This window comes from Bartonella grahamii subsp. shimonis, from assembly GCF_036327415.1.
GTDB lineage: Bacteria > Pseudomonadota > Alphaproteobacteria > Rhizobiales > Rhizobiaceae > Bartonella > Bartonella shimonis.
Genome location: NZ_CP123961.1, coordinates 1,248,443 through 1,273,766 on the forward strand (window position 1 = coordinate 1,248,443; position 25,324 = coordinate 1,273,766).

Genomic DNA, 25,324 nt, shown 5'->3' on the forward strand with positions numbered 1-25,324 from the left:
AAATAACCAGCGGATATCTGTTAAATATTATATTGATAATTTAATAGACATCACTTGTAAAATATTTTCTCATAATTTTCTCATAAGTTCCATCCAAACGAATTTCTTTTAGCGCCTTATTGAACTTATTTTTAAGATCATTATTATTTTGACGAAGTGCAATTGCAACAGGAAATTTTGTTTCTTCTAAAGTTCCTAGGAGCTTGCAGCAATCTTTTCCTTCATTTTTAAGCCAATTTAATGCTTGTAATTTATCAACAATAATCACATCAAGTCGATGGTTTAAAAGATCACGATTCACTTCTATTGTGGAAGGGTAGAGTTTGATCTTCACCTCTTCAGAGGCATAATGATCTTCTGCATAGAAAGCCTGTGTTGTATTTGATTGTACACCAAGATTTTTACCTCTAAAGTCTTGGATCGAGATTTTTTTAATTCCCGAAGCTTTGGTAACAATAACAGCCAGTGCTGTATCGTAGTAAGGATCTGTGAAGTCAATTTTTTGTAAGCGCTCTTTTGTGAGAGAGAGGGAAGCAATGATAGCATCATATTTTTTTGCAATAAGCCCAGGGATCATTCCCTCGAAGTCTTGTGTGACAATAGTACACTCAACATTCATTTTTTTACAAAGCGCATAAGATATATCAATATCAAGTCCCTGTAATTTGTTATTTGAGTCAATATAACTAAAGGGAGGGTAGGTGCCTTCACTCGCAATTTTTAATGTTTTCGCATCAGCCAATTGGGTGAATAATGCGGCGCTTATTATAAGAGCTACTGTTAATAGTTTCATGATGTTCTCCTATTGGATAAGCGGGCAAATATGAAATCGTTATGTTTTTATAATCTGTAAGCTTTTTGGGAGCAATTCAAAAATTTATTGATGCTTATTTTAGATCATTATGTTGGACATAATTATCAAAAAACTATCTTTTTTACAAAAAATAAATATCTTATTGCTTGTATGATAGCTTAATTTTCACGAAATGATTGATTAGATCATTTCGTGAGTAAAAACTGAGGATTTTTCTTGAAAATAAGGCGATTCAATTTGAACATAAAAAATTAGATTTTGATACGATAAAAATACAACCTTATTGTTGTCATTAGATTCTATAAAATGTTTAAATATCGAGGAACAATTAAAAATTATTTTGATAAATGTAAATTTTCTTATAAAAATACCGAATTTCAAATTATACTTGCATGCCCAATAAAGAGTTTAAAAATATTCTTTAAATATAAAGACTGAATTTTAATTGATATCTAATCGATATTAAAAGTAAAATATTTTCTCATAATTTTCTCGTAGGTTCCATCGGCGCGGATTTCTTCTATTGCTTTATTAAAACTGTTTTTAAGATCATTATTATTTTGACGGAGTGCAATTGCAATAGGAAATTTTGTTTCTTCTAAAGTCCCTAGAAGCTTACAACAATCTTTTCCTTCATTTTCAAGCCAATTTAATGCTTTTAATTTATCAAAGATGATGATATCAAGCCGATGGCTTAAAAGATCACGATTAACTTCTATTGCTGTAGGATAAAGTTTGATATTCACTCCTTCAGAGGCATAATGATCTTCCGCATATGCGGCTTGTGTTGTATTCGATTGTACTCCAAGATTTTTACCTCTAAAGTCTTGTGTTGAGATTTCTTTAATTCCCGAATTTTTGGTAACGATAACAGCGAGTACAGTGTTGTAGTAAGAATCGGTAAAATCAATTTTTTGTAAGCGCTCTTTTGTAGGAGAAAGGGAAGAAACAATAGCATCGTATTTTTTGGCGAGAAGACCGGGAATCATCCCCTCGAAGTCTTGTGTGACAATAGTACATTCAACATTCATTTTTTTACAAAGCGCATAAGATATATCAATATCAAATCCTTGAAGTTTGTTGTTTGAGTCAATATAACTAAATGGCGGATAAGAAGCATCGCTTGCAATTTTCAGCGTTTGAGAATTGGCCGATAGGGTAAACAATGTCGCGCTTATTATAAGAGCTCCTGCTAATAATTTCATTATGTTCTCCTATTAGATAAGCTGGCAAATATGAAACCATCAGGCATTTTTATAATCTGTAAGCTTTTTGGGAGCAATGTAAAAAATTTGTCTGTGTTTATTTTGCTATCATTATGCTGGATATCATTATCAAAAAAATGATTTATCCTTATCAAGGATGGGAATAAAAAATGCAGGGAAGAAGTACATTTCTTGTTGATTATATGATGATTTTTAACAATTTTATTTAAAAATCAATAAGTTATCTTTAATAGAAAAACTATTAACCTAAATATAAAGAAAATTTCAGCTCTTAACAAGAAAAGATGTAAAGTGTTTTTATTCTAATCTACTTGAAGAGGGATAAGAAGTTTTTGGCATCCTAAAGAAGCACTTAATGTAAGCCTTTTGCAATTTTATATGGAGAAGATAGAAAGTAGAATTCTGACATTGCTAGACTTTAATATGTAATAAGGCTTTTAATCATGAAGGAATGATAGGGAATACACTTCCATTAAAGATAATGAGAATTACAAAGTAAATTCTTATGATGCTGTTACCTCTGTAGAAAGAGTTTTAAAATCACGTTTTATAAAATTTTTAAAGGATGTTTTTTGATTATTCTCAATAAAGCTTCAGTAAATTGAAGCTTTATTGATTTCTTTTTTTAATTTGCACGTCCATCTATAGGAACATAGTCACGCATAGCATAGCCTGTGTAGAGTTGTCGAGGACGACCAATTTTTTGTGCAGGGTCTTCAATCATTTCTTTCCATTGTGCCACCCACCCGACACTGCGCGCCAATGCAAAAAGAACAGTAAACATTTCAGTTGGAAAACCTAGAGCTTTTAATGTAATGCCGGAATAGAAATCAACATTGGGATAAAGTTTTTTCTCAATAAAATATTCATCACTTAAGGCAATTTTTTCAAGTTCTATTGCAATATCAAGAAGTGGGTCATCTTGAATGTTGAGTTCTTTTAAAACCTCGTGACAGGTTTTTTGCATGATTTTTGCACGTGGATCATAATTTTTATAGACACGGTGCCCAAAGCCCATAAGGCGGAAAGGATCATTTTTATCTTTTGCACGTGCAATAAATTCAGGAATTCTTTTTATAGAACCTATTTCTTGTAGCATTTTTAGACATGCTTCATTGGCCCCACCATGTGCTGGTCCCCAGAGGCATGCAACACCTGCTGCAATGCAGGCAAACGGATTAGCACCCGATGATCCAGCAAGACGTACCGTAGATGTAGAAGCATTTTGTTCATGATCTGCATGAAGAATAAAGATTTGATCCATCGCCCGAGCAAGCACAGGGTTTGTTTTATATTCTTCACAAGGAACAGCAAAGCACATACGGAGGAAATTTGCAGCATAACTAAGATCATTACGTGGATAAACAAATGCTTGTCCGATACTATATTTATAGGCCATAGCAGCAAGCGTTGGAACTTTTGAGATAAGACGAACAGAAGCAATCATTCTCTGGTGAGGATCTGTAATATCAATAGAGTCGTGATAGAACGCAGACATAGCACCAAGGCAGGCAACCATGACAGCCATAGGATGAGAATCACGACGGAATCCATGGAAAAAGCGTGCAAACTGTTCATGTACCATGGTGTGCTGCATAATACATCGATCAAATTCATTTTTTTCTTGCTGTGTTGGGAGTTCACCATAAAGTAAAAGGTAACAACTTTCGAGAAAGTCTCCTTTCTCAGCCAATTGATCAATAGGGTAACCACGATAAAGCAATATGCCTTTATCACCATCGATATAAGTAATTTTTGATTCACAAGAAGCTGTTGAAGTAAAACCAGGATCATAAGTAAAAATATCGGTTTTTTTGTAAAGAGAAGCAATTTCAATGACTTCAGGTCCACTCGTGCCTTTACGCAAGGGAAGCTCTACTTTTTTATCATTCACAGTAATATATGCGTTATTCTCAGACATTCGGTATTCCTTTCAGATCCTTTACTTCTAAAAATTAAAACTCTGCTTCATCAGAGTGGAGGATGTATAACTGAAGCTTTTAAGGATAGATTGCCTCTAAAAGTGAGTACATGCAATCTAAAAATATTTCTGTATTGATCATTATTACTCAATAAAAAATGTATTTCAATGATATAACATAAAAAACTTTTTAGGGTGCGTTGATATATTTATATAGATTCCTATTTGAGGAAATATACTCAGTACACATCATGAACATATTGTTGTGATAAGTTGGTCCTTGATGCGATGAAGAGATTCATCACGTCCTAATAAAATAAGAACATCTACGATACCTGGTGATGTTGCACATCCTGTAAGAGCTGCGCGAAGTGGTTGGGCGATAGATCCAAATTTGAGATTCTGTGTTTGTACACAAGAACGAAGTGTTTCATCTAGGGCTTTTGTATCCCAAGAAGGGCAAGCTTTCAGGGCAAGATAAAGATCGTTTAAAATGGTTCGTCCATTTTTATCTAGGAGTATTTGTACTTTTTCATCAAGTTGTAAAGGTCGTTGCGCAAAAATGAAGGAGGCATTGTCAATCAGTTCGCACAGTGTTTTTGAACGTTCTTTCAAATGCGGGATTGCTTTTAAAAATTGAACACGGCGGTTTTCATCAAGTCTTTCAAAAATTTGTGCCCCCCTGTCGGTTTCTGGTAGAATATTAAGAGCAGCATCAAAAAGTTCTTGATCATTACTCATGCGCATATAGTGCCCGTTGATAGAATCGAGCTTTTTGAGATCAAAACGAGCGGCACCTTTGTTAATATCCTCAATGTCAAACCAAGAAATCATATCTTTAAGTGATATCAATTCGTCATCACCATGACTCCAACCTAAACGGACAAGATAATTGCGCAAAGCAGCAGGAAGATATCCCATTGTTCGGTAGGCTTCAACACCGAGTGCACCATGTCGCTTTGATAATTTTGCACCGTTTTCACCATGGATAAGAGGAATATGTGCCATAACAGGAATGTCCCATCCCATTGCTTTAAAGATGATCATTTGTCGGGCTGCATTGGTAAGATGATCATCACCACGTATAATATGTGTGATGCCCATATCATGATCATCAACGACAACAGCATGCATATAGGTAGGCGAACCATCAGAACGTAAAATAACAAAGTCATCCAGATCTTTATTAGGAAAACGAACATCACCTTGCACACGATCATGTACAATCGTTTCTCCATCTTCAGGGGCTTTGATGCGAATAACAGGCTTAACACCTTTAGGAGCTTCAGAACAGTCACGGTCCCGCCAACGTCCATCATAACGTGGTGGGCGCCCTTCTGCACGGGCTTTTTCACGCATTTCAGCTAACTCCTCAGGTGAAGCATAACAATAATATGCTTTGCCGTTTTTGACCAACTGTTCGGCGATTTGGCGGTGACGTTCAGCACGTTCAAATTGCAAAATAGGGGGGCCATCATAACTAAGCCCCATCCAGTGCAAGCCATCTATAATAGCTTTTACAGCTGCTTCTGTTGAGCGCTCTCGGTCTGTATCTTCAATTCGTAAAAGCATTTTTCCACCAGTATGCTTTGCATAAAGCCAATTAAAAAGAGCAGTACGAGCGCCACCAATATGAAGGAAGCCAGTAGGTGAAGGGGCAAAACGAGTAATAACAGACACGAATATTTTCCTTTAAATTAAGATATTACTTATGGAACTTTATAGAAAAGTCATGTTAACATAGGTGATGGGGTGTGCAATAGCCGTATTGCGAGTTAAAGTGGGGGACGAATGTTTTATCAAAGTAAAGTTAAAGAGAGTTTATCCGAAAAATCTGTTATAGAAAGAAAAAAGCCATGTCAAATAGGGCAGAGCGTTTTTTCTATATATAATGATGCAAAGAATGGCAGTTATAACCGACAAAAATTTTTTTTATTGACACTTTTAAGAGAGGCAATCACTCTATTTCGCAAATGGTTAGAAGATTGTATCAATAAAGAAGTTTCTTTTGGTGTCTTTTTTTCGCTGATTTTAGTCTTTTTTGCCCTAGGAATCATTTTTTATTTTCATTTAGAGTGGGAGCCAAGTTGGGGACAATTGTGGGCGTTGGTCAGTATTTTTCTGGGAATACTCTACGTTGCACGTTTTTATCGAAAAATATGGATTCCCGTGGGATTTTTGTTTTGTATTATATTGGGTGCTTTGGCGGCAAAAATAGAAACGTGGCGTATTGCAACACCTATGTTAAGCAGTGACATTGTCACCACATTGACGGGAAGAATTGTTTCTATTGAGTCAGGAAACAAAGGGGGATTTCGTTTAATTTTGGATGTTTTGAGTACAGAAAAGCCTATATTACGCCATAGTCTTCATCGTGTTCGTTTATCGGCAAGATATTTGCCATCTGGCTTAGCGATTGGTGAAGGCCTATATGGGAAAGTTAAGATTCGTGCATTCTCTGGGCCAGTACGTCCAGGAGGCTACGATTTTAGTTTTCATAATTATTTTAAAAGAATTGGGGCACAAGGTATTTATTTAGGAAAACCAAGAAAAATATCCGTTTCGAAGTCTGATGGGATATTCGCTATCATTCTACAGAAAATTGAAAATTTACGCACGAAGATGACACAAAGAATTCGTATAGCCCTTGAAGGAGAAAAGGGGAGTGTTGCAGCTGCTCTCATAACAGGGCAGCGTGCTGGCATTTCAAATGAGACAAATGAAGCATTACGTACGGCTGGATTAGCCCATATTTTATCAATATCAGGTTTACATATGGCGTTGTTAAGCGGCATAGTTCTTTTGAGTATCCGTAGTTTTTTAGCATTTTTTCCAGTTTTTTCTTCCTATTATTCCAGTAAAAAATTTGCTGCTATCGTTGCGTTTATGATAACAGCTTTTTATTTGTTATTGTCGGGCTTAGCAATATCAGCACAGAGAAGTTTTGTGATGATTGCTGTTATGTTGGTTGCTATATTGTGTAATCGCTCTGCTATAACAATGCGTAATTTTTCTATTGCAGGGTTGATAACTCTGGCGATGACACCCCATGAAATATTAGGTCCTAGCTTTCAAATGTCCTTTTCTGCGACTGCTGCTTTAATCGCTTTTTTTGATTGGTGGAGTGGAAGGTCATTTTTTCGTAAAAGAAAAACAACTCCCTCTTATGTTGGAGGAGGAGTGATAAATTTTGTTTTCTTATCGATGCTTTCAGCATGTGCTTCTTCCCTTGTTGCAGGGAGTGCAAGTGGAATTTATGCTGCTTATCATTTTTCTAATACGGCATCTTTGAGCATTATCAGTAATGCTTTTGCTTTGCCTGTCATCTCAATTTTCGTCATTCCTTTTGGATTAATTGCAGTCTTCGCAATGTTAGGAGGATTCGAATGGCTCCCCCTTCAAATTATGGGGTTTGGTGTTGATCTTGTGATAAAGATTGCGCACGCTATCAAGGCTATTTCTCCTGATTTGAATCCTGGTTTTATGCCGTTATCTGCATTGGTTTTATTGAGTATAGGCTTGGTTGGACTGACTTTTTGCAAAACACCCATCCGACTCTTTTTCAGTTTATTTATTTTGGCTGGTATTTCTATTTGTGTAATACATTCACCTGTACAACTGATTATAGCAGACAATATGCGTCTCGTGGGTGTTATCCATGATAAAAAATTATATATTGATCGTTACCATATTTCTAAGTTCACGACATCTATATGGAAAAAGTCATTTCGTGTGAATGAAACGATAAAACCGACAAAATATGGTCCTTCGTTGTACGGACAATTTATTTGTGATTATCATGTATGTACGTCATTATTAGAGAATGGATTAAAAGTAATTGTTTTACAGAGAGAAACAGATCAATGTGTAGAGGCAGATATTCTCATTCAGACATTTGTAATGTATAATCCAACTTGTTACAAGAAGGCAAAAATAATATTTACGCCTCAACAATTGTTATCACGAGGAAGCGTTATGATGACCAAAGGTGGAGAGATTATTTGGTCTTCGCTAGGGTTTCATAGACCATGGAATATGCACAGACAGCATTCATAACAATATATAATCCATCATATTTTGCTTCACATTTGGATAATGACAAAACAAAAAATAATAGAAGACTTTTCTGGTAATATTTTGCGGCATTTAAATTGGTAAGTCTATCAACGTTATTGAAACGAGATAATAATCTACAGTTTTCTAGAAGTAGATGATTTTTTATAATCTGATCATTTTAAATTTTCAAAGAAAATTGATATGTGTATCCTATTGATAGCACAAGATAAATCAAAAACTCTTATTGAATGAGAAAAATGCTAACAAATTTTCTCAAAGAAATAAAAAAGATAATTGTTGATTATTCGATTTTATTCTTATCATATATTTCTATAACGAGTAACATCTCTTCAAGTCAAAGATGATGGTAAATTTAAATAGATTGCGTCAATAAGTTATCATTATTATCGGTGGTAATAGGGGGGTGAATGCTGTTTATACAGATAAAAGGCAAAGTCATTTATGAATGTTCAGCAGTTAAAAAAAATGGCAGCTATTAAAGCGCTTGAATTTATTGAAGATGATATGCGGCTTGGTATTGGATCTGGTTCGACAGTCAATGAATTTATTCGTCTTCTTGGTGAGCGTGTTGCGGATGGTTTGCGAGTGACTGGTGTTGCTACTTCACGATATTCTGAACAACTCTGTTGTAAGTTTGGAGTGCCTGTTGCTACTTTAGAACAAATACCTGAACTGGATCTTGATATTGACGGAGCAGATGAAATTGGTCCTGAGATGATGCTCATTAAAGGTGGAGGGGGAGCATTGTTGTATGAAAAAATTGTAGCATCGGCATCTCGTACAATGCTTGTCATTGCTGATGAAACAAAGATGGTAAAAAGACTTGGTGCTTTTGCACTACCAATTGAAGTTAATCCATTTGGTATCCATACAACATGCAGAGCCATCGAAAAAGTTGCTAATGATTTAGGGCTTTCTGGAGAAATTGCATTGCGAATGAATGGAAAAAATCCTTTTGAAACAGATGGTGGACATTTTATTCTTGATGCATTTTGGGGCTGCATTTTGCAACCAAAACCATTATCGGATGCACTTCTTGCCATTCCTGGTGTTGTTGAGCATGGACTTTTTTTGGGGTTGGCTTCACGTGCAATTGTCGCTATGGCTGATGGTCAAATAAAAGTTTTAGAACCATTTGATTTTTAGAAAAGGCATTTACATGATGATATGTTAGCGGAGTAAAAAGGGTCTTAAAGATTTTAGGTAGAATAACGAATTAAAATTATAATTAGCGATCGGGGTAATCATTAAATGAGAATAATATTTTCTTTTCAGCGTTTTGTCGTATATTTTGGTGCAATTGCTATTTTTTTTGTGAATGTTGGAATGGTTGATGCACAAGGTGTGAGTGATCAACATTTAGATTCAGCGCGAAAGGCAATCAGAGCTATTCATGCAACGGATCAATTTGATAGTTTTTTACCAAATGCGGTCCATGATTTCAAAAATGAACTGATCAGCGATGATCCGAATTTGGCAACAGCTATTTCTGATATTGTTGATAAGCAGGCGCTTGCTTTAATTAAAAGGCGCTCTGATCTAGAAAAAGAGATTGCTCATGTATATGCAAAATATTTTACTCAAAAAGAGCTTGATGCAATAACAACATTTTATAATTCTGATACCGGTAAAAAGTTTTTGACAGAAGTTCCCAATATTGCACGTGATTCTTATTCAGCATTTGATATATGGCGTACTGCTCTTATGCAGGATCTTGTAGAAAATGTGAAAAAAGAGATGTCTGAAACACTTAATTTGAATAATTCTACTATGCCTACAAATATGCCTATAAAATCAGAATCTTCAGAAAATAAAAAATAGCGTGATTGATATCATGACAACCAATGAGTAATTTCTGATTTTTTAAATAGCGGCGGTTTTCCCACCGTTTTTAATATTTTAATGAGAGTAGGTCTATTTAGAATACGGCTTTATAAAAAATGCTTCTTCAAAAGAAAAAAGACTTTCATTTGATAATAAATGATCTTAGCCTATTCTTGCAGGTATATAAGAAGGAATAATTCGTGGGCTCTTTTGACTTTGATTTATTTGTTATTGGAAGTGGTTCTGGTGGAGTGCGTGCAGCACGGCTTGCTGGGGGGCTTGGCAAGCGGGTTGCCATAGCAGAGGAATATCGTATAGGGGGCACTTGTGTTATTCGTGGTTGCGTTCCAAAAAAACTTTATGTTTATGCATCACAATATGTAAAAGAATTTAAGAAAAGTGTTGGTTTTGGATGGAAATATGCGGATCCAATTTTTAGCTGGGAAAAGTTGGTTGCAGCTAAAAATAAAGAAATATCAAGGTTAGAAGGGCTGTATCGTAAGGGATTAGAAAGTAACAATGTGCATATTTATGAAAGTCGTGCTACTTTTATAGATGATCACACATTAGAGCTTGCTGCTACGGGGGAGCGGGTAAGTGCAGAAAAAATTTTGATTGCAACAGGGGCAAAAATTGCACCAAATACTTTCATAGAAGGCGGTGGATTTTGCCTTACTTCTAATGAGATTTTTGACCTTGATCAACTACCAAAATCAATAGTTATTGTTGGTGGAGGGTATATTGGTGTTGAATTTGCTAATATTTTTCATGAATTAGGTGTAAAAACAACACTACTCCATCGGGGTGATTTAATCCTTCGTGATTTTGATCATGATTTGCGGCAATTGCTTAGCGATGCAATGGTTGAAAAAGGGATTTCTATTCTCTATGGCGTAACAGTTTCTAAGGTGCAGTCTGCAGAAAATTGTTATGAAGTTGTTTTATCAAATGGGAAAATGATCAGTGCCGATCAGGTTATGTTGGCTACGGGGCGTGTGCCCAATACAGTCGGTTTAGGACTTGAGAGGGCAGGGGTTAAAGTTAATACGTTTGGTGCAGTTGTTGTTGATGAAAGAATGACAACAAACATATCCCATATTGGGGCTGTTGGTGATGTAACAGGTCATATTCAATTAACACCTGTTGCGATTCATGATGCAATGTGTTTCGTGAAGACTGCGTTTGAGAATATTCCAACGACACCTGATTATGATTTAATTACGACGGCAGTTTTTTCTCAGCCAGAGATTGGAACAGTTGGTCTTTCAGAAGAAGATGCAGTACGCCGCTATAAACGTCTTGAAATTTATCGTACAGTTTTTCGTCCTATGCGTAATGTTCTTTCTGGTAGTTCAGAGAAAATGCTTATGAAACTCATTGTTGATGGTGAAAGCCGTATTGTTGTGGGCGCTCATATTTTAGGGGAAAATGCTGGCGAGATGGCCCAGCTTATAGGGATATCTCTCAAGGGTAAGCTGACGAAGGATATCTTTGATGAAACGATGGCAGTGCATCCAACGATGGCAGAAGAATTGGTAACGATGTATAAACCAAGTTATATATATGAAAATGGTAAGAGAATAGAAAGTTAAACAGCATATATTGTGGTAAAAAGCTTTTGATATGCCAATTTGTAAGATTAATCTTTAGAGAGTGTGTAATGATAAAAGAATGGGCGCCTGACTCTTGGAGAGTAAGGCCAATTAAACAAGTTCCGACTTATCCAGATAAGTCTATGTTAGAAGATGTTGAACGAAAACTGAGAAGTTATCCTCCTTTAGTTTTTGCCGGTGAAGCACGTGATTTAAAAAATGAATTAGCAGCTGTTGCAAAAGGACAAGCTTTTTTATTGCAAGGTGGTGATTGTGCCGAAAGCTTTGCAGAACATGAAGCTGATAATATCCGTGATTTTTTTCGTGTCTTTTTGCAAATGGCGATTGTTTTAACCTTTGGTAGTTCTAAACCTGTTGTTAAAATTGGTCGTATTGCTGGTCAATTTGCAAAGCCCCGTTCTTCTGATATCGAAAGCAAAGAGGGAGTTGAATTTCCTGCTTATCGGGGGGATATTATTAATGGCATTGAATTTGAAGCCGATTCTCGTATTCCAGATCCGCAACGGATGTCTATGGCTTATCGCCAATCTGCGGCAACACTTAATCTATTGCGTGCTTTTTCACAAGGTGGCTATGCTAATTTAGAAAATGTTCACACATGGATGTTGAGTTTTGTTTCTAACAGTCCACAGGGGGAGCGTTATGAATTATTGGCAGAGCGTATTTCTGAAGCAATTGATTTTATGCGTTCTATAGGGATTACATCCAAAACCCATTCTTCATTGCGTGAAACATCTTTTTATACCAGTCATGAAGCACTTTTATTGGGTTATGAAGAGGCATTGACGCGGATTGATTCAACTTCAGGAAATTGGTATGCAACATCTGGTCATATGTTATGGATTGGTGACCGTACACGTCAGATTGACCATGCTCATGTTGAATATTGTCGCGGCATTAAAAATCCTATAGGATTAAAATGTGGTCCTTCTATTGAGTCTGATGAGCTTTTAAAATTAATTGATATTTTAAATCCTGAAAACGAGCTGGGTCGGCTTACTCTCATTACGCGCTTTGGTTATGATAAAGTTGAAAGTTATTTGCCTAAACTCATCCGTGCCGTTGAACGCGAGAAGCGTGCGGTTATATGGTCATGTGATCCAATGCATGGCAATACAATTACTGCTAATGGTTATAAGACGCGTCCCTTTGATTATGTTTTAAAAGAAGTAGAGAATTTTTTTGCAGTACATCGTGGAGAGGGAACTTATCCAGGAGGCATTCATATTGAGATGACAGGTCGTGATGTTACTGAATGTACAGGAGGGGCGCATGCCATTTCTGTAGACGATTTATCTGATCGTTATCATACGCAATGTGATCCACGGTTAAATGCAGACCAAGCGTTAGAATTAGCTTTTCTTGTTGCTGAACTCCTTAAAAAAAATCGTGTGATTGATCCGTTAGCAATTGCTGCTGGTGGGTAGGCAAAAATTTTCCTAATATATTTTTAGGTCATTATGGCAGAGGAGAATTTTTAAAAAAGTGATATTTCCGATGATGAAGAATGAAGTTGTGGTTGCTAAACTGATGAAATGATACAAAGGCTTATAAAAAATGATTTTCGGGTATCAATTGCCCAATTAAATCCTATTGTCGGTGATATTGAGGGAAACTTTTCTTTAGCTGTTATGGCACATCAAAAGGCCAAAGAAGAGGGGGCTGATATTGTTTTATTCACGGAGCTTTTTATAAGTGCTTATCCGCCGGAGGATCTTGTTCTAAAACCTGCTTTTACAAAAACATGTGAAAAGACTGTTGAGAAATTAGCAAAGATAACCGTAGGCGGACCAGGAATTGTCATTGGTCTTCCATTAAGACGCAATGGCAATATTTACAACGGTGTCATGCTTCTTGATGAAGGTAGAGTCATTGCTGAAAGTTTGAAGTTTGATTTACCTAATTATGCTGAATTTGATGAAAAGCGTTTATTTTCTTCAGGTACACGTCCTGAGCCTATTGTTTATCATGGAATCAAATTAGGAATTGTCATTTGTGAAGATCTTTGGAATGATTTCTCTCTCAGTACAGAGCTTAAAGATAAAGGAGCGGAAATTATTCTTGTCCTTAACGGATCTCCTTACTATCGTAATAAAACTTTAAAACGTATAGATATTGTTCATACGCAAGCTCTACGATCTGGAGTACCAATTATCTATGCTAATCAAGTTGGTGGTCAAGATGAGCTCGTTTTTGATGGCGGGTCCTTTGCCTTGAATGGACAAGGCAAAAGGATATTTCAAATGAAACACTTTGATAGCCATATTGCTTTAAGCCATTGGCAAAAAACAACGACGGGATGGCACTGTGTTTCAGGTCCTAATGAAAGTCTTCTCAATGGATTAGCGGCCGATTATCAAGCTTGTGTTTTAGGTTTGAGAGATTACGTCAATAAAAATCGCTTTAAGGATGTTATTCTTGGTCTTTCAGGAGGAATTGATTCAGCCCTGTGTACGGCAATGGCGGTGGATGCTCTTGGTGCTGAGAGGGTTTGCACCATTATGATGCCCTATCATTATACTTCGCAAGAATCATTAAAAGATGCTAAAGAATGTGCACACCTTTTAGGATGTCGTTATGAAATCATACCGATTGAGCAAGTTGTTGAAGTTTTTTTAAAGACAATGGCACCTATTTTTTTAGGGTTACCCTCTGATATAACAGAAGAAAATCTTCAAAGTCGTATACGCGGTACACTTTTAATGGCTCTTTCAAATAAATTCGGTTCAATGGTGGTAACGACAGGCAATAAGTCAGAAATGGCTGTGGGATATGCGACACTGTATGGTGATATGAATGGCGGGTTTAATCCTATTAAAGATATTTATAAAATGCAGGTTTATGCATTAGCTGGGTGGCGCAATAAAAATCACTTGCACAATTTGAGAGGACCAGAAGGAATTGTCATTCCATCCAATATTATAGAAAAAGCGCCTTCTGCAGAGCTGCGGGAAAATCAAAAAGATGAAGATTCTCTTCCCCCTTATCCTATTCTAGATGATATCTTGCAATCTCTTGTAGAAAATGACATGAGTGTTTGTGATATTATTAAACGTGGGTATTCACGGGAAACTGTTGAGAAAGTTGAACAGCTTCTTTATGGTGCCGAATATAAAAGACGACAATCTGCACCCGGTGTAAAAATCAGTTACAAGAATTTCGGACGCGATCGTCGCTATCCCATAGTTAATCGTTTTCGCGATAAAAATTGAGTATTATTTTATGGTTAAAGTTCGTTTTGCTCCCTCTCCAACAGGTTATATTCATATCGGCAATATCCGTATTGCGCTTTTCAATTGGCTTTATGCGCAAGCGTATAAGGGAAAATTTATTTTGCGCTATGATGATACAGATGTTGAACGTTCTAAACAAGAATATATCGATGCTATTGCTGCTGACCTTGAATGGCTTGGTATTCAACCAGATGCAGTTTATTACCAATCTAAGCGATTTAATCGATATGATGAAGTTGCGGAAATTCTCAAACAACGCGGGTTTCTTTATCCCTGTTATGAAACAGCGGAAGAATTAGATCGGCGTCGTAAAATCCAGCTTTCGCGCAAATTGCCTCCTGTTTATGACCGTGCTGCATTAAAATTGACAGTAGAAGAGAAAAAAGAATTTGAATCACAAGGTCGTAAACCCCATTGGCGTTTTCTTCTCCCTAATTTTGAAAATAATCCTTTGCAAACAAAGCGAACAGAAGTTTGCTGGAATGATGCAGTAAAGGAAAAGCAGACGATTGATTTGGCTTCTCTTTCAGATCCTGTTCTTATTCGTGAAGATGGAAGCTATCTTTATACATTGCCGTCTGTTGTTGATGATGTAGATATGGCTATTACGCATATTATTCGTGGGGATGATCATATTACAAATACAGGCGCTCAAATTGCTCTTTTTAAAGCTCTTAACGCAGAGTTACCGGTTTTTGGTCATATCAATTTATTGGCGACAGTTTTAGGAAAAGGATTTTCAAAACGTAATAATGATCTTTCTATTCGTTCTCTACGGGAAGAAGGATTTGAATCTATAGCTGTTCAGTGTCTTGCTGTTTTGATTGGAACATCGCAAAATGTGTGTCCCTATCCCAATCAAGCAGCACTTTTAGAACATTTTAATCTCCAAGATACGTCAAGATCCGTTGCAAAATTTGATATTGCTGATCTTCTTGCTTTAAATAGTCATCTTGTCCATGAGTTAACTTATGAAGAAGTTCAAATGCGACTTAAAAGCCTTTCTATTGAGGGAGATAAGGCGGAATATTTCTGGAACGCGATAAGAAGCAATATTGATAAAGTCAATGATGCTGTTTTGTGGTGGAAAATCATTCATGATGAACAGAATTTTGATACAGTGGCACCAGAGGATCGTGCTTTCGTGCAGCAGTCACTTAATTTCTTACCTGAAGGTGTATTGAAGGATGAAAGTTGGAAAATTTGGACGACAGCATTAAAAGAAAAAACAGGTCGGAAAGGAAAAGCTTTATTTATGCCATTACGTCAGGCACTTACAGGCATGGATCATGGGCCTGAAATGGGAAAAATTTTACAGCTTTTAGGGCGTGAAAAGGTAGCAGAAAGACTCTCTAGGAAATAAGAGCGGCTTTTTTAAAAGCATTTCGTTCATTTTACTCTTAAGGAGAATAAAGAACAAGTTTATTTACACGTTTTTATAAGCATGAAAGCAGGAATATCGTCACCAAATCCAAGGGGCGTGTAATTCTTATTTTTTCGTGGGCGTTGTTGCTCAGGTGGCTTCTCTTTATTATTTGCATTTTTGATATATTCTGTTTTATTCTCTTCTACAGATTTTTTAGTGTGAGCAACAGGCTCTTTTTGAGCAGTTTTCTTTGATGATTTTGAAGATTTTTTCTTTACAACAATATCTTCTGTTTGATCATCGGCTATTAAAGTTGAGAGATCTCCATTGAGCCATTCAATTTTTTCATTACTCATTTCCTCAATGGCATTGATATATTTTTGATCAGCTTTTGTGACAATCGTAAAAGCTTTTCCGCTACGATTTGCACGCCCTGTACGACCAATTCGATGGATATAGTCTTCAGCATGTGTAGGAACATCATAGTTAAATACATGACTTACAGCTGGAATATCGAGTCCACGGGCAGCAACATCAGAAGCAACAAGAAGTGTAAGTTTATTATTTTTAAAATCAGCTAGGGTGTTCATGCGCGAATATTGGTCCATATCTCCATGAAGTGCTCCTACATTAAAGTTATGTTTGATGAGCGATCTAAAAAGTTCAGAGATATCTCTCTTTCGATTACAGAAAATGATTGCATTTTGAAGCTCTGCACCTTCATTTTGGATAAGTTCTCGTAAAACCGCTCTTTTATCCCATGATTTATTTCCAGATTTAACAAGCCGTTGTGTAATTGTGGTAGCTGTTGAGGAAGCTTTTGTAACTTCAACAGATACGGGAGAATGTAAAAATTGTTTTGTTAGTTTTGTAATTTCTGGCGCCATTGTTGCAGAAAAGAATAAAGTTTGACGCGTAAAAGGGGTTAGCTTACAGATACGTTCAATATCAGGAATAAAGCCCATATCCAACATGCGATCAGCTTCATCAATTACAAGGATTTCAACGCCCATCAGGAGCAGTTTACCGCGCTCGCAGTGATCAAGAAGGCGCCCCGGTGTTGCTATAAGGACATCAGCTCCCCGTTCAAGTTTGCGATCTTGGAGTTCAAAAGAAACTCCACCAATCAAAAGAGCAACATTTAAACGATGATTTATTCCATATTTATCGAAATTTTCTTCAACTTGAGCTGCAATTTCCCGTGTTGGTTCTAAGATGAGCGTACGGGGCATTCGTGCTCTTGCACGACCTTTTTCCAGGAGAGTGAGCATAGGCAATACGAAAGAGGCGGTTTTACCTGTTCCCGTTTGGGCGATTCCTAAAACGTCTTTTCTTTGAAGGACATGCGGAATTGTTTCACTTTGAATAGGTGTTGGAGCCGTATACCCCGCTGATTTCACCGCATTAATAACTTTTGCGGAAAGACCTAAATCATCAAAACTGTTTAAAGATGGTATCATTTTTTTATCAATTGCTCTGTGATTTTAACTGCGCTATCTAAATAATGATTATAACCAATATTCTCCACTCTTAAAAAGTGTTAAGATGTTTTCACAAAAAAACTAACTATAACAATCATATACACATAAAACGCATAATACAATCATTAATAGCGAAATTGTTCTGATAAAATGCGCTCATCCCATGAATGATTTGAGTCAAAAAGGATTGAAGCTGTTACATCTGTTGCCATTGAAATCGTAACTGAATGGACAGATTTAACTTCAATATTATCTGCAGCAGCGTTGACAGGGCGTTTGTCAGGTTCAAGCATATCAAAACGCACTGTTACTGTATTGGGAAGCAAAGCTCCATGCCAACGCCGAGGGCGAAAAGGGCTAACAGGAGTGAGGACCATAAGGGGGGCCATAAGAGGTAAGATAGGTCCTTGTGCTGATAAATTATAGGCGGTCGATCCAGCTGGTGTAGCGACGAGGACACCATCACAACTTAATTGTTCCATGCGCACGTTGTTATCAATGGTGATGCGAATTTTTGCGGCTTGATAAGATTGCCGAAAGAGGGATACTTCATTAATTGCAAGCGCCTCGATAAAGTCTTGACATTCAGATTTTGCAATCATGCGCAGGGGATGGATTTCTTTTTTATGTGCGACAGCAATACGATTGGGCAATTTTTTTTCATGAAATTCATTCATAAGAAATCCTACAGAACCTTGATTCATGCCATAAATAGGTTTGCCTGTGTTCATGACGTCTCGTACGGTTTGTAACATTGTTCCATCACCACCGATAGCAACAACAATATCAGTTTCTTCCAGAGAAGAATGACCATAAACAGAAATTAATTTATGGGTAGCTTTGATAGCGTCCTCAGTTTCTGCGGAAATAAAATGAAAGCGACTTGGTAATGTAGTCATTTAAAAAATATCCTGATACTTATAATTTATGTTGTAACTTATTTTTGAGAGTTTTGAAGTTGTAATAAAAGCTCTTTTTATAATAAAAAGAGCATTGAATAAAGAGAAGTTATTTCAAGGTAAAGTATCATTGAAAAGTAAGAAGAGAGTGTCGTTAAATAAGTTACAAACAAGTAATTTTTTATTAGAATGATAATTTAGCATTGAAGCTAAGAGTATGATTAGTTAAAAGACTACAATTGATTTTAATAATCAGTTTTAAGCACCCGTAGCTCAGCTGGATAGAGCGCTGCCCTCCGAAGGCAGAGGTCACAGATTCGAATTCTGTCGGGTGCACCAAATTCTTCAATTTCATATCACCTTAAATAACAATATTACCTAAAAAGAAGCCACTTTCCTCTTTTATGAAAATGGTCATCTGAGTTGTTTATTTAAGTTTTGTAGCAAATAAGAAAATGATTTTAAGAGAAGTAAAATTTACGGCTGCGTCTATAATTTTTCGGTTAGTTATTGTTGAATATCGAGATAAAAAGCAAGATTATCTAAATACGCTTTCAATTTAACTATAAACATTTATAACATAAAAATACATATTAATTCAATATGTTACTGTATAATTGATCTGGCGATGTTGACAGTAGATTGCTAAATATATTGTTCTGAGCATTAAAATAGATAGCTAAATTTGCTTATATCCTATTTTGGGAGCTAAAGGCTGTTATGCTGAGATGGAACGCGGATGAGGAATATCACTAGTTAAAGGAATAATAATGGGGAAAAAATAATCGTCAAGATTTGAATTGTTTCAAAAAGCTGTATTCAGTATGGTTATCACGGTTTTGAGAATGGGTATCGGACGTTCTCTATACACCAATATTGTCAGTTATGTTGGATGAGGGACCGTGTACCTTTAATCAACTTTCTTATAAGCTAGCGCTAATTATGGTGGTTATTTAGTTGGGAGTATGTTCTTTACGTTTGGCAGAATTGGGAATATATCTCTTACTCCTCGCATGCTATCTTGTGCAGCTACAATAATGAGTGCACTTATTATTTCCATGGCATTAACACTTAGAGTTCTTTTGATCCGTTTTTCTGCTGGTGTTGTGAGTGCAGCAATGATGGTTTTGGGTTCTATTATGGTCATGCAGCATAGCCATAATGGGCGGATTATTGCTTCGCTTTATGCAGGTGTCAGAGTTGGTATTCTACTAGGTAATGAATATGTTATTATTAGTTTGAACAGGGGCTTTATGCGACAAACATTTGGTTTGGAGTCGGTTTAATGTCTGTTCAAAACTTTTAAAAACATACAGGTTTAATTATGACAACTATATCAAAAAACACCCCCGTTATTTCTTCCATTGAAAATAAAATCGCTCCTGTTAATAAGAAAGAAACATCCAAAAATATGAATTGACCAATCAAATGGATTTCGTGACTGGTCATATATTATATTGCATTCGTGCTTTAAAAGATTTTGGTGATGTAAAAAAGCGATCTAGATGGTTTTATTGAAAATGAAAGGGGCTATGGCAATGCTGCCATTGGTGGCTCTGTGTATGGCAATGCCCTTATATGTGATAAAACCCGCGTGTATTTTGCTGCTCATGTTTATGACAAGGCTCATCTTTCTTATAACGCTTGAGTTTGTCATTATGCGCGGGTTTATGGGAATGCAAAATTATCCGGTAGAGCACGTATTCATAGCAATGCTGCGGTTTATGATCATGCTGTTGTTAGCATGCAAGGTTTATGGCAATGCAAGAATAAAAAACATAGTGATTTATATTCGGTTCCTATAAATTCTGAGGTTTATGAAAGCAATAACGTTGTCAAGATTGATGAACAGAATAAATGACAGGCTTGGGAGGTGCCTTCTTTATGGCTATAAACCCATCATAAAGAGAGAATGCATAAAAGAAAGCTGTGCCAATTGATATGACGCGGCTTTTAAATAGAAGTACTGCAGATCATACAAAAGAAACCAATAATGAATGCATATATAGAAAACGTATTATATTGCAAGCACTCTATTCTATTGATTAAAACTTATTAAAAGGAACGTAAATGAACAGGTATGATCATTAATCACTCATTTGAATTACAGAACCTATAAACACTTTTTTATGGCTATAAAACGTATTAAGAATAACGCCTTCATTTTTGAGGTGATCATTTGAAACAAAGCACATTATCAAAATGCCTCTTTTAAAACGTTTCAAAATATCAAGCTCAAAATCGAGCTGAGTGAATTGAAATAATTTACATTCTACAATTAAACGTATCAAATAAATTAAAATGCTTGGTAGGTTCATATCAAGATAATCAAGAGAAAATGCGTATTAAGTGAATATCTGTAATAAAACCCGTTTTTTACATTTACGAGCATTGGTTTTTAAAAGCAGCTTTTCATAAGGACAATAAACAACTACTTTTTATAAAATCTAAGGCTTTTAAACTGTTATAAAAGCTAGGTTTCAAACGTTTTTAAGAGATATCATTTTATGTTTCTAAACGTTTATTTAGTGAGGTTCTCATAAGCGTATTTTCATTTTGCACTCAAACATAACTTCTTTGCAAATAAGCCGGTCCATATTTGGGCTAGAAAAATTAACCAGCTCAAATTAGAGCTCGTTAACTTTAGAATAGAGCATTCTTTAAACATTGTCGCCTTTGATTCAAAATTGAGTAAAACCCCATGCCTTTGTGATATGATTACAATTCTTTTGAAATTTTCCTGCTTATCTTTCTAAGGAGGTGCTCTCAAATTTGAGGGGACCTCATTTGGTTTCGTATTTTAAAACTGTAACTTTTAAAACGTTTTTGCTTGTTTGCTTGCGTTATATCATTAAAAGGCTTTCTCTTTCACAAGACATAACATTATCAATTTCATTACCTGTTGTGATGATAGGATCTACATAATGTCTGCTTATCATTTACTAACTTTTTAATAAGCGGCACTTTAAAATCGACTTATCTTTAAATCCTTTTATGTGCCCTTTGAATTTAAACCTATCGTATAATAGTTTCAAATGATTATTTTTTTAAGGTTTAGCTCAAAAAAGAATAAACACCATATCATTCTTTAAACGCACGCAATTTATGTTATCAATAATTTCAAACAATTACGTTTTTAACAATGTGATTTGTGTGCGATAAAAACGTATCATAAAATTTATGAATTGTTATGAATGATAGCTGCTTTCACTTCATTTGAATGTTTACATGCGTTATAATATTTGCATCATGATTTGCTTTTTATGGTCTATTCATACATGGCAATTGTTTATAAAAAATGGTCAATTGAATCACGTATAAAAGTGTGGGTTTTAAATGGGATTCATATAAATAATTGCACACAAACTATTAATTTTGTTTATGTTTTTCAGGATAAGATTCCATCTCGTTTAGACGTTGCAAAAGAAATTACCAAAGACCTTCTTGATAAGATTCTTCTCTTATACGGTGTTATCAATTTTGTTTGAAAAAATCTGCTTCGTTTTTGATTTTTGATATGGATACAACCTCTTTTGAGGTAGAGAAAAGAATTTTTTAACCATGGAGAGTACAATAGCGCTCTTCAAATCTTGATTGGTTTGTTGAGAAAATTAAAGAGGTAGATAATTTATTCAGCACGTTATCAACTACCAGATCGTGAAGTGCAAATTCTTTATAATAACGTAATTATCAAAGGTTATCGACAATTTGATGTTGGAGTTTCGATTAGTATTGGTATTTTAGCTGCTGCCTGCACGGTAATTGATCCCTATCAATTCTCAGTACTTACAAAATCTATAACTTGATTTTGATAAAAAGGGGTTGAGAGTTTGTGAAGAAGAAATATATGCAGATTGGTTAAAATTAGAGCTTGATTATGTCTTGAAATGGGCGATGGAAAAAAATTGATCTTCATAAATGCTTTTATTCTAGATATGGAGTATCACCTTGGCAAAAGAGTGAAGTTGAGGTACATAAAAGGTTATCAAAGTAGATGATGCAGATTAGAGTTTACTTCATATTGGTGCACTGGCTTTATTGGGTGATGTTGCAACCTTACAATCTTATTATCAAAGTTTCAGTGCAGGGGATCATTTAGGCTTTGATGAAAATACCCAACAGATTCATCTTGAACGTACATTGGCTTTAGCCAAAGAAGTGGTGAAATCTAAGTAGCTCAGCTACACTTTAATTGCAAAAGTAGCAAAAAATATGAGCCATCTGGAAGAAAAACAAAGTTCTTAGTAAGAGATTTTCAGAGAGGTGGAGTCTCATTCTTAGAAGGAAAAAAATAGCTAAATTTATCGAAACAAAAGATAAGAAATAGCTCCTTAAGAAATATCAAGAAGATCTCAAAAGATTATAGGAGCTAGAGTGTAGTTTAACGCTACCATCATCGGTTGAGTAAACCCAACAGTGGTGGAGTTCTATCCATTGGCGGAAATCTGATGTTTGAAAGAGGATTTCTTGATGTGAAGGTAGTATTTTAATAATTATTATAAATCAATATGTTGTATATATTCATTATCTTACGCTTTAAAAAATATAAAAATAATGAAATGCAATTAAGTCATCAACTTCTTATTCTTTTCAATTTTTAATCATAAACAAATCTTTTTATTTATCTTGCTTATAAAAAGAATTAGCTTTTTTCTGGTAATACAAGTGGAGAAATAAGGATTTTAGATATGTTTCTGCGTTCCATTTCAATCACTTTAAAGTGTAAGCCATTAATTTCAAAACTTTCTCCCTCATTTGGTAAATGACCAAACTGCCAAAGCATAAAGCCAGCCAGAGTCGTATAACGATCTGCTTCATCCACAAGGTTACGCCCAAGATAACCACTTAAACGGCGGATATCAGCATATCCCTCAACGAGAAGACTGCCATTTTCAAGTTGTTCTGCGATCATGAGTTCTTCATCGTCATCAGGAAAGTCTCCTGCAATAGCTTCAAGAATATCGGTTGGTGTTGCAATTCCTTCAAAAGATCCGTGTTCATCAACAATAATTGCAAGCTGAATCGAAGAATGACGTAATTGCTCCATCAATCGTAAAACACTTGTGTTTTCATGAACAACGAGGGGTTCTCGCATAGCTTTTTTCCAATTAATCTTTTTTCCCTCAGCCAAATTCAAAAGAAGATCTTTTGTCAACGCAACGCCAACAAATTCATCCACTTTTTCACGCGCAAGAATTAAGCGGCTATGTTTAACCTTTTGTAATTCCTCACGCATTTCATTTTCATCAGCATTTAAATCTAACCACTCAATCTCATTACGCGGCGACATAATAGAGCGAACAGGGCGATCAGCTAAATCGAGAACACCACGAATCATCTCCTTTTCTTCTGGTCTAAACAATTCAGAAGTTGCAGCCTGTTCAGCAATAACATCTACAGTCTCAGCAAGGTGACTATCTTTGCTTCCTCCTCCTAAGAGTCTCAAAACAGCATCAGCTGTTCTACTGCGTAGATCATTCGTTTTAATCATTTTTTCACGATTACGACGTCCAATTTGATTAAAAGCTTCGATGAGAACAGAAAAACCAATAGCAGCATACAAATACCCTTTTGGAATATGAAAACCAAATCCTTCAACAATGAGAGTAAAACCAATCATCATCAAAAAACCAAGACAGAGGATTACAATGGTGGGATGACGATTAATAAAACGCATAAGAGCACCAGATCCGCACATCATTACTCCCATAGCAGCTATGACTGCGATATACATAACTGCTGCCTGCTCTTTTGCAATCATACCTGTTGCGGTAATAATACTGTCTAATGAAAAAACGGCATCCAGCACCACGATTTGAACGATTACTTGCCAAAAAACAGCATAAGCAACGCCTGTTTTTCTTTCATGTGATACCCCTTCTAACCTTTCATGTAATTCTAACGTCCCCTTTGCTAGCAAAAAGGCTCCACCACCGATTAAAATAAAGCTATGCCAACTAAATACAAAAGATGAAAGTGAAAGAATTACTCTATCAAGTTTCATAACCCATCCAATAACCGTAAGAAGGAAAAGCCGCATAATTAATGCTAAAGTAAGACCTAGAAAGCGTGCGCGGTCACGCAAACGCAGTGGCAATTTTTCAGCTAAAATTGCAATAAAGATAAGGTTATCTATTCCTAAAACAATTTCGAGAAAAACCAGCGTGATCAAACCAAACCACGCATGGGGATCAGTGATCCATTCCATCATTCCTTACCTTTAGAAGCTTAAAAGCGCGCGATTGAGAAAAAAATTTCATAGGCTTTTATTCGTATATTGGATCATGAACTTTGAATGTAAAAAGCTTACATTCAAAGAAAAAAACAGCAAAATATTGTTTGAATGCGTGTGATTATTGATAAAACAAAATGATGCCCCATCCCGCTTACAACCACAAAAAGGTTCCTCTAAATTTTGCTCGGGCATTATGCTCGATAATCCTCCAATATGGGTTCTGTATAACAATCAGAATATTTATTTGTGAAGTTTCCTATAATGGGTTTATTTTTATATAAGATCAAGTGGTGAATATCATATTTTTAACCTTACAGACAATGGGTCTGTATAACAAACAACAAAATATCTGGACATCCATCCTTAGGAGCGTTATAGAAACGCTCATTCTCATCTTTTGAGAAGATTACGGGTGATTAGCTCAGTCGGTAGAGCAGCTGACTCTTAATCAGCGGGTCGTGGGTTCGATCCCCTCATCACCCACCATTCGATTTTATACCATAAATAACTTATTGATTGCGTAAATTTTTTTAAGGTACGAGTTACTAAATAAAATTGGGGAGTAGGATTTCCCCATATGTGTTTGTTTAAAAGTGAAGATTTTTGATGTAGCTTAGTCATCAGGTTTTGTACTT

16 protein-coding genes and 2 tRNA genes are annotated in these 25,324 nt (G+C 35.8%); 11 read left to right on the plus strand and 7 right to left on the minus strand.

Features of this window, described 5'->3' with window-relative positions; all coding sequences use genetic code 11:
* Window positions 1–40 precede the first annotated feature (40 nt).
* The 4 genes from QHG57_RS05455 to gltX (QHG57_RS05470) form a co-directional block, all read right to left on the minus strand.
* A complete protein-coding gene (locus QHG57_RS05455) occupies window positions 41–793 on the minus strand; it encodes a transporter substrate-binding domain-containing protein (protein WP_330167458.1) in 753 nt (250 codons plus the stop codon).
* A gap of 473 nt (window positions 794–1,266) precedes the next feature.
* On the minus strand, window positions 1,267–2,019 hold the full coding sequence (locus tag QHG57_RS05460) for a transporter substrate-binding domain-containing protein (RefSeq protein ID WP_330168867.1): 753 nt from the start codon (window positions 2,017–2,019) through the stop codon (window positions 1,267–1,269).
* A 646-nt stretch (window positions 2,020–2,665) separates the two neighbouring features.
* On the minus strand, window positions 2,666–3,961 hold the full coding sequence (gene gltA, locus QHG57_RS05465) for a citrate synthase (RefSeq protein WP_330167460.1): 1,296 nt from the start codon (window positions 3,959–3,961) through the stop codon (window positions 2,666–2,668).
* Between the two features lie 249 nt (window positions 3,962–4,210).
* Entirely contained in the window at window positions 4,211–5,641 is a 1,431-nt protein-coding gene (gene gltX, locus QHG57_RS05470) for a glutamate--tRNA ligase (RefSeq protein ID WP_330168868.1), read from the minus strand.
* 111 nt (window positions 5,642–5,752) lie between these two features.
* On the opposite strand from gltX (QHG57_RS05470), the gene QHG57_RS05475 reads away from it, so the two are divergent.
* The 7 genes from QHG57_RS05475 to gltX (QHG57_RS05505) all read left to right on the plus strand — a co-directional run bounded on the left by QHG57_RS05475 (window position 5,753) and on the right by gltX (QHG57_RS05505) (window position 16,071).
* Window positions 5,753–8,017 (plus strand): ComEC/Rec2 family competence protein, encoded by a 2,265-nt coding sequence (locus QHG57_RS05475; RefSeq protein ID WP_330168869.1) that lies wholly within the window; start codon window positions 5,753–5,755, stop codon window positions 8,015–8,017.
* Window positions 8,018–8,479: 462 nt separating this feature from the next.
* Window positions 8,480–9,184: a ribose-5-phosphate isomerase RpiA gene (gene rpiA / locus QHG57_RS05480; protein ID WP_330167463.1), complete on the plus strand. Its 705-nt coding sequence runs from the start codon at window positions 8,480–8,482 to the stop codon at window positions 9,182–9,184.
* Window positions 9,185–9,289: 105 nt separating this feature from the next.
* A complete protein-coding gene (locus QHG57_RS05485) occupies window positions 9,290–9,859 on the plus strand; it encodes a DUF2059 domain-containing protein (RefSeq protein ID WP_330168870.1) in 570 nt (189 codons plus the stop codon).
* A gap of 203 nt (window positions 9,860–10,062) precedes the next feature.
* On the plus strand, window positions 10,063–11,454 hold the full coding sequence (gor, locus tag QHG57_RS05490; RefSeq protein ID WP_330168871.1) for a glutathione-disulfide reductase: 1,392 nt from the start codon (window positions 10,063–10,065) through the stop codon (window positions 11,452–11,454).
* A gap of 68 nt (window positions 11,455–11,522) precedes the next feature.
* Window positions 11,523–12,902: a class II 3-deoxy-7-phosphoheptulonate synthase gene (locus QHG57_RS05495; protein WP_330167466.1), complete on the plus strand. Its 1,380-nt coding sequence runs from the start codon at window positions 11,523–11,525 to the stop codon at window positions 12,900–12,902.
* A gap of 108 nt (window positions 12,903–13,010) precedes the next feature.
* On the plus strand, window positions 13,011–14,687 hold the full coding sequence (locus QHG57_RS05500) for an NAD+ synthase (RefSeq protein WP_330168872.1): 1,677 nt from the start codon (window positions 13,011–13,013) through the stop codon (window positions 14,685–14,687).
* Between the two features lie 10 nt (window positions 14,688–14,697).
* Complete coding sequence (gene gltX, locus QHG57_RS05505) at window positions 14,698–16,071, plus strand: glutamate--tRNA ligase (protein WP_330168873.1); 1,374 nt, start codon at window positions 14,698–14,700, stop codon at window positions 16,069–16,071.
* Between the two features lie 59 nt (window positions 16,072–16,130).
* On the opposite strand, the gene QHG57_RS05510 is transcribed toward gltX (QHG57_RS05505), so the two are convergent.
* Window positions 16,131–17,534, minus strand: a complete 1,404-nt coding sequence (locus QHG57_RS05510) for a DEAD/DEAH box helicase (protein ID WP_330168874.1) — start codon at window positions 17,532–17,534, stop codon at window positions 16,131–16,133.
* Window positions 17,535–17,680: 146 nt separating this feature from the next.
* Entirely contained in the window at window positions 17,681–18,454 is a 774-nt protein-coding gene (locus QHG57_RS05515) for an NAD kinase (protein WP_330167470.1), read from the minus strand.
* 262 nt (window positions 18,455–18,716) lie between these two features.
* On the opposite strand from QHG57_RS05515, the gene QHG57_RS05520 reads away from it, so the two are divergent.
* The 3 genes from QHG57_RS05520 to QHG57_RS05530 all read left to right on the plus strand — a co-directional run bounded on the left by QHG57_RS05520 (window position 18,717) and on the right by QHG57_RS05530 (window position 22,630).
* Window positions 18,717–18,793, plus strand: a tRNA-Arg gene (locus tag QHG57_RS05520).
* A gap of 626 nt (window positions 18,794–19,419) precedes the next feature.
* Window positions 19,420–19,740, plus strand: coding sequence for a YbfB/YjiJ family MFS transporter (locus QHG57_RS05525; protein ID WP_330168875.1), 321 nt, complete (start codon window positions 19,420–19,422; stop codon window positions 19,738–19,740).
* Between the two features lie 2,752 nt (window positions 19,741–22,492).
* A complete protein-coding gene (locus QHG57_RS05530) occupies window positions 22,493–22,630 on the plus strand; it encodes a hypothetical protein (protein ID WP_330167472.1) in 138 nt (45 codons plus the stop codon).
* A 466-nt stretch (window positions 22,631–23,096) separates the two neighbouring features.
* On the opposite strand, the gene QHG57_RS05535 is transcribed toward QHG57_RS05530, so the two are convergent.
* Window positions 23,097–24,665, minus strand: a complete 1,569-nt coding sequence (locus tag QHG57_RS05535) for a TerC family protein (protein WP_330167473.1) — start codon at window positions 24,663–24,665, stop codon at window positions 23,097–23,099.
* Between the two features lie 434 nt (window positions 24,666–25,099).
* On the opposite strand from QHG57_RS05535, the gene QHG57_RS05540 reads away from it, so the two are divergent.
* Window positions 25,100–25,175 (plus strand) — tRNA-Lys (locus tag QHG57_RS05540).
* Window positions 25,176–25,324 lie beyond the last annotated feature (149 nt).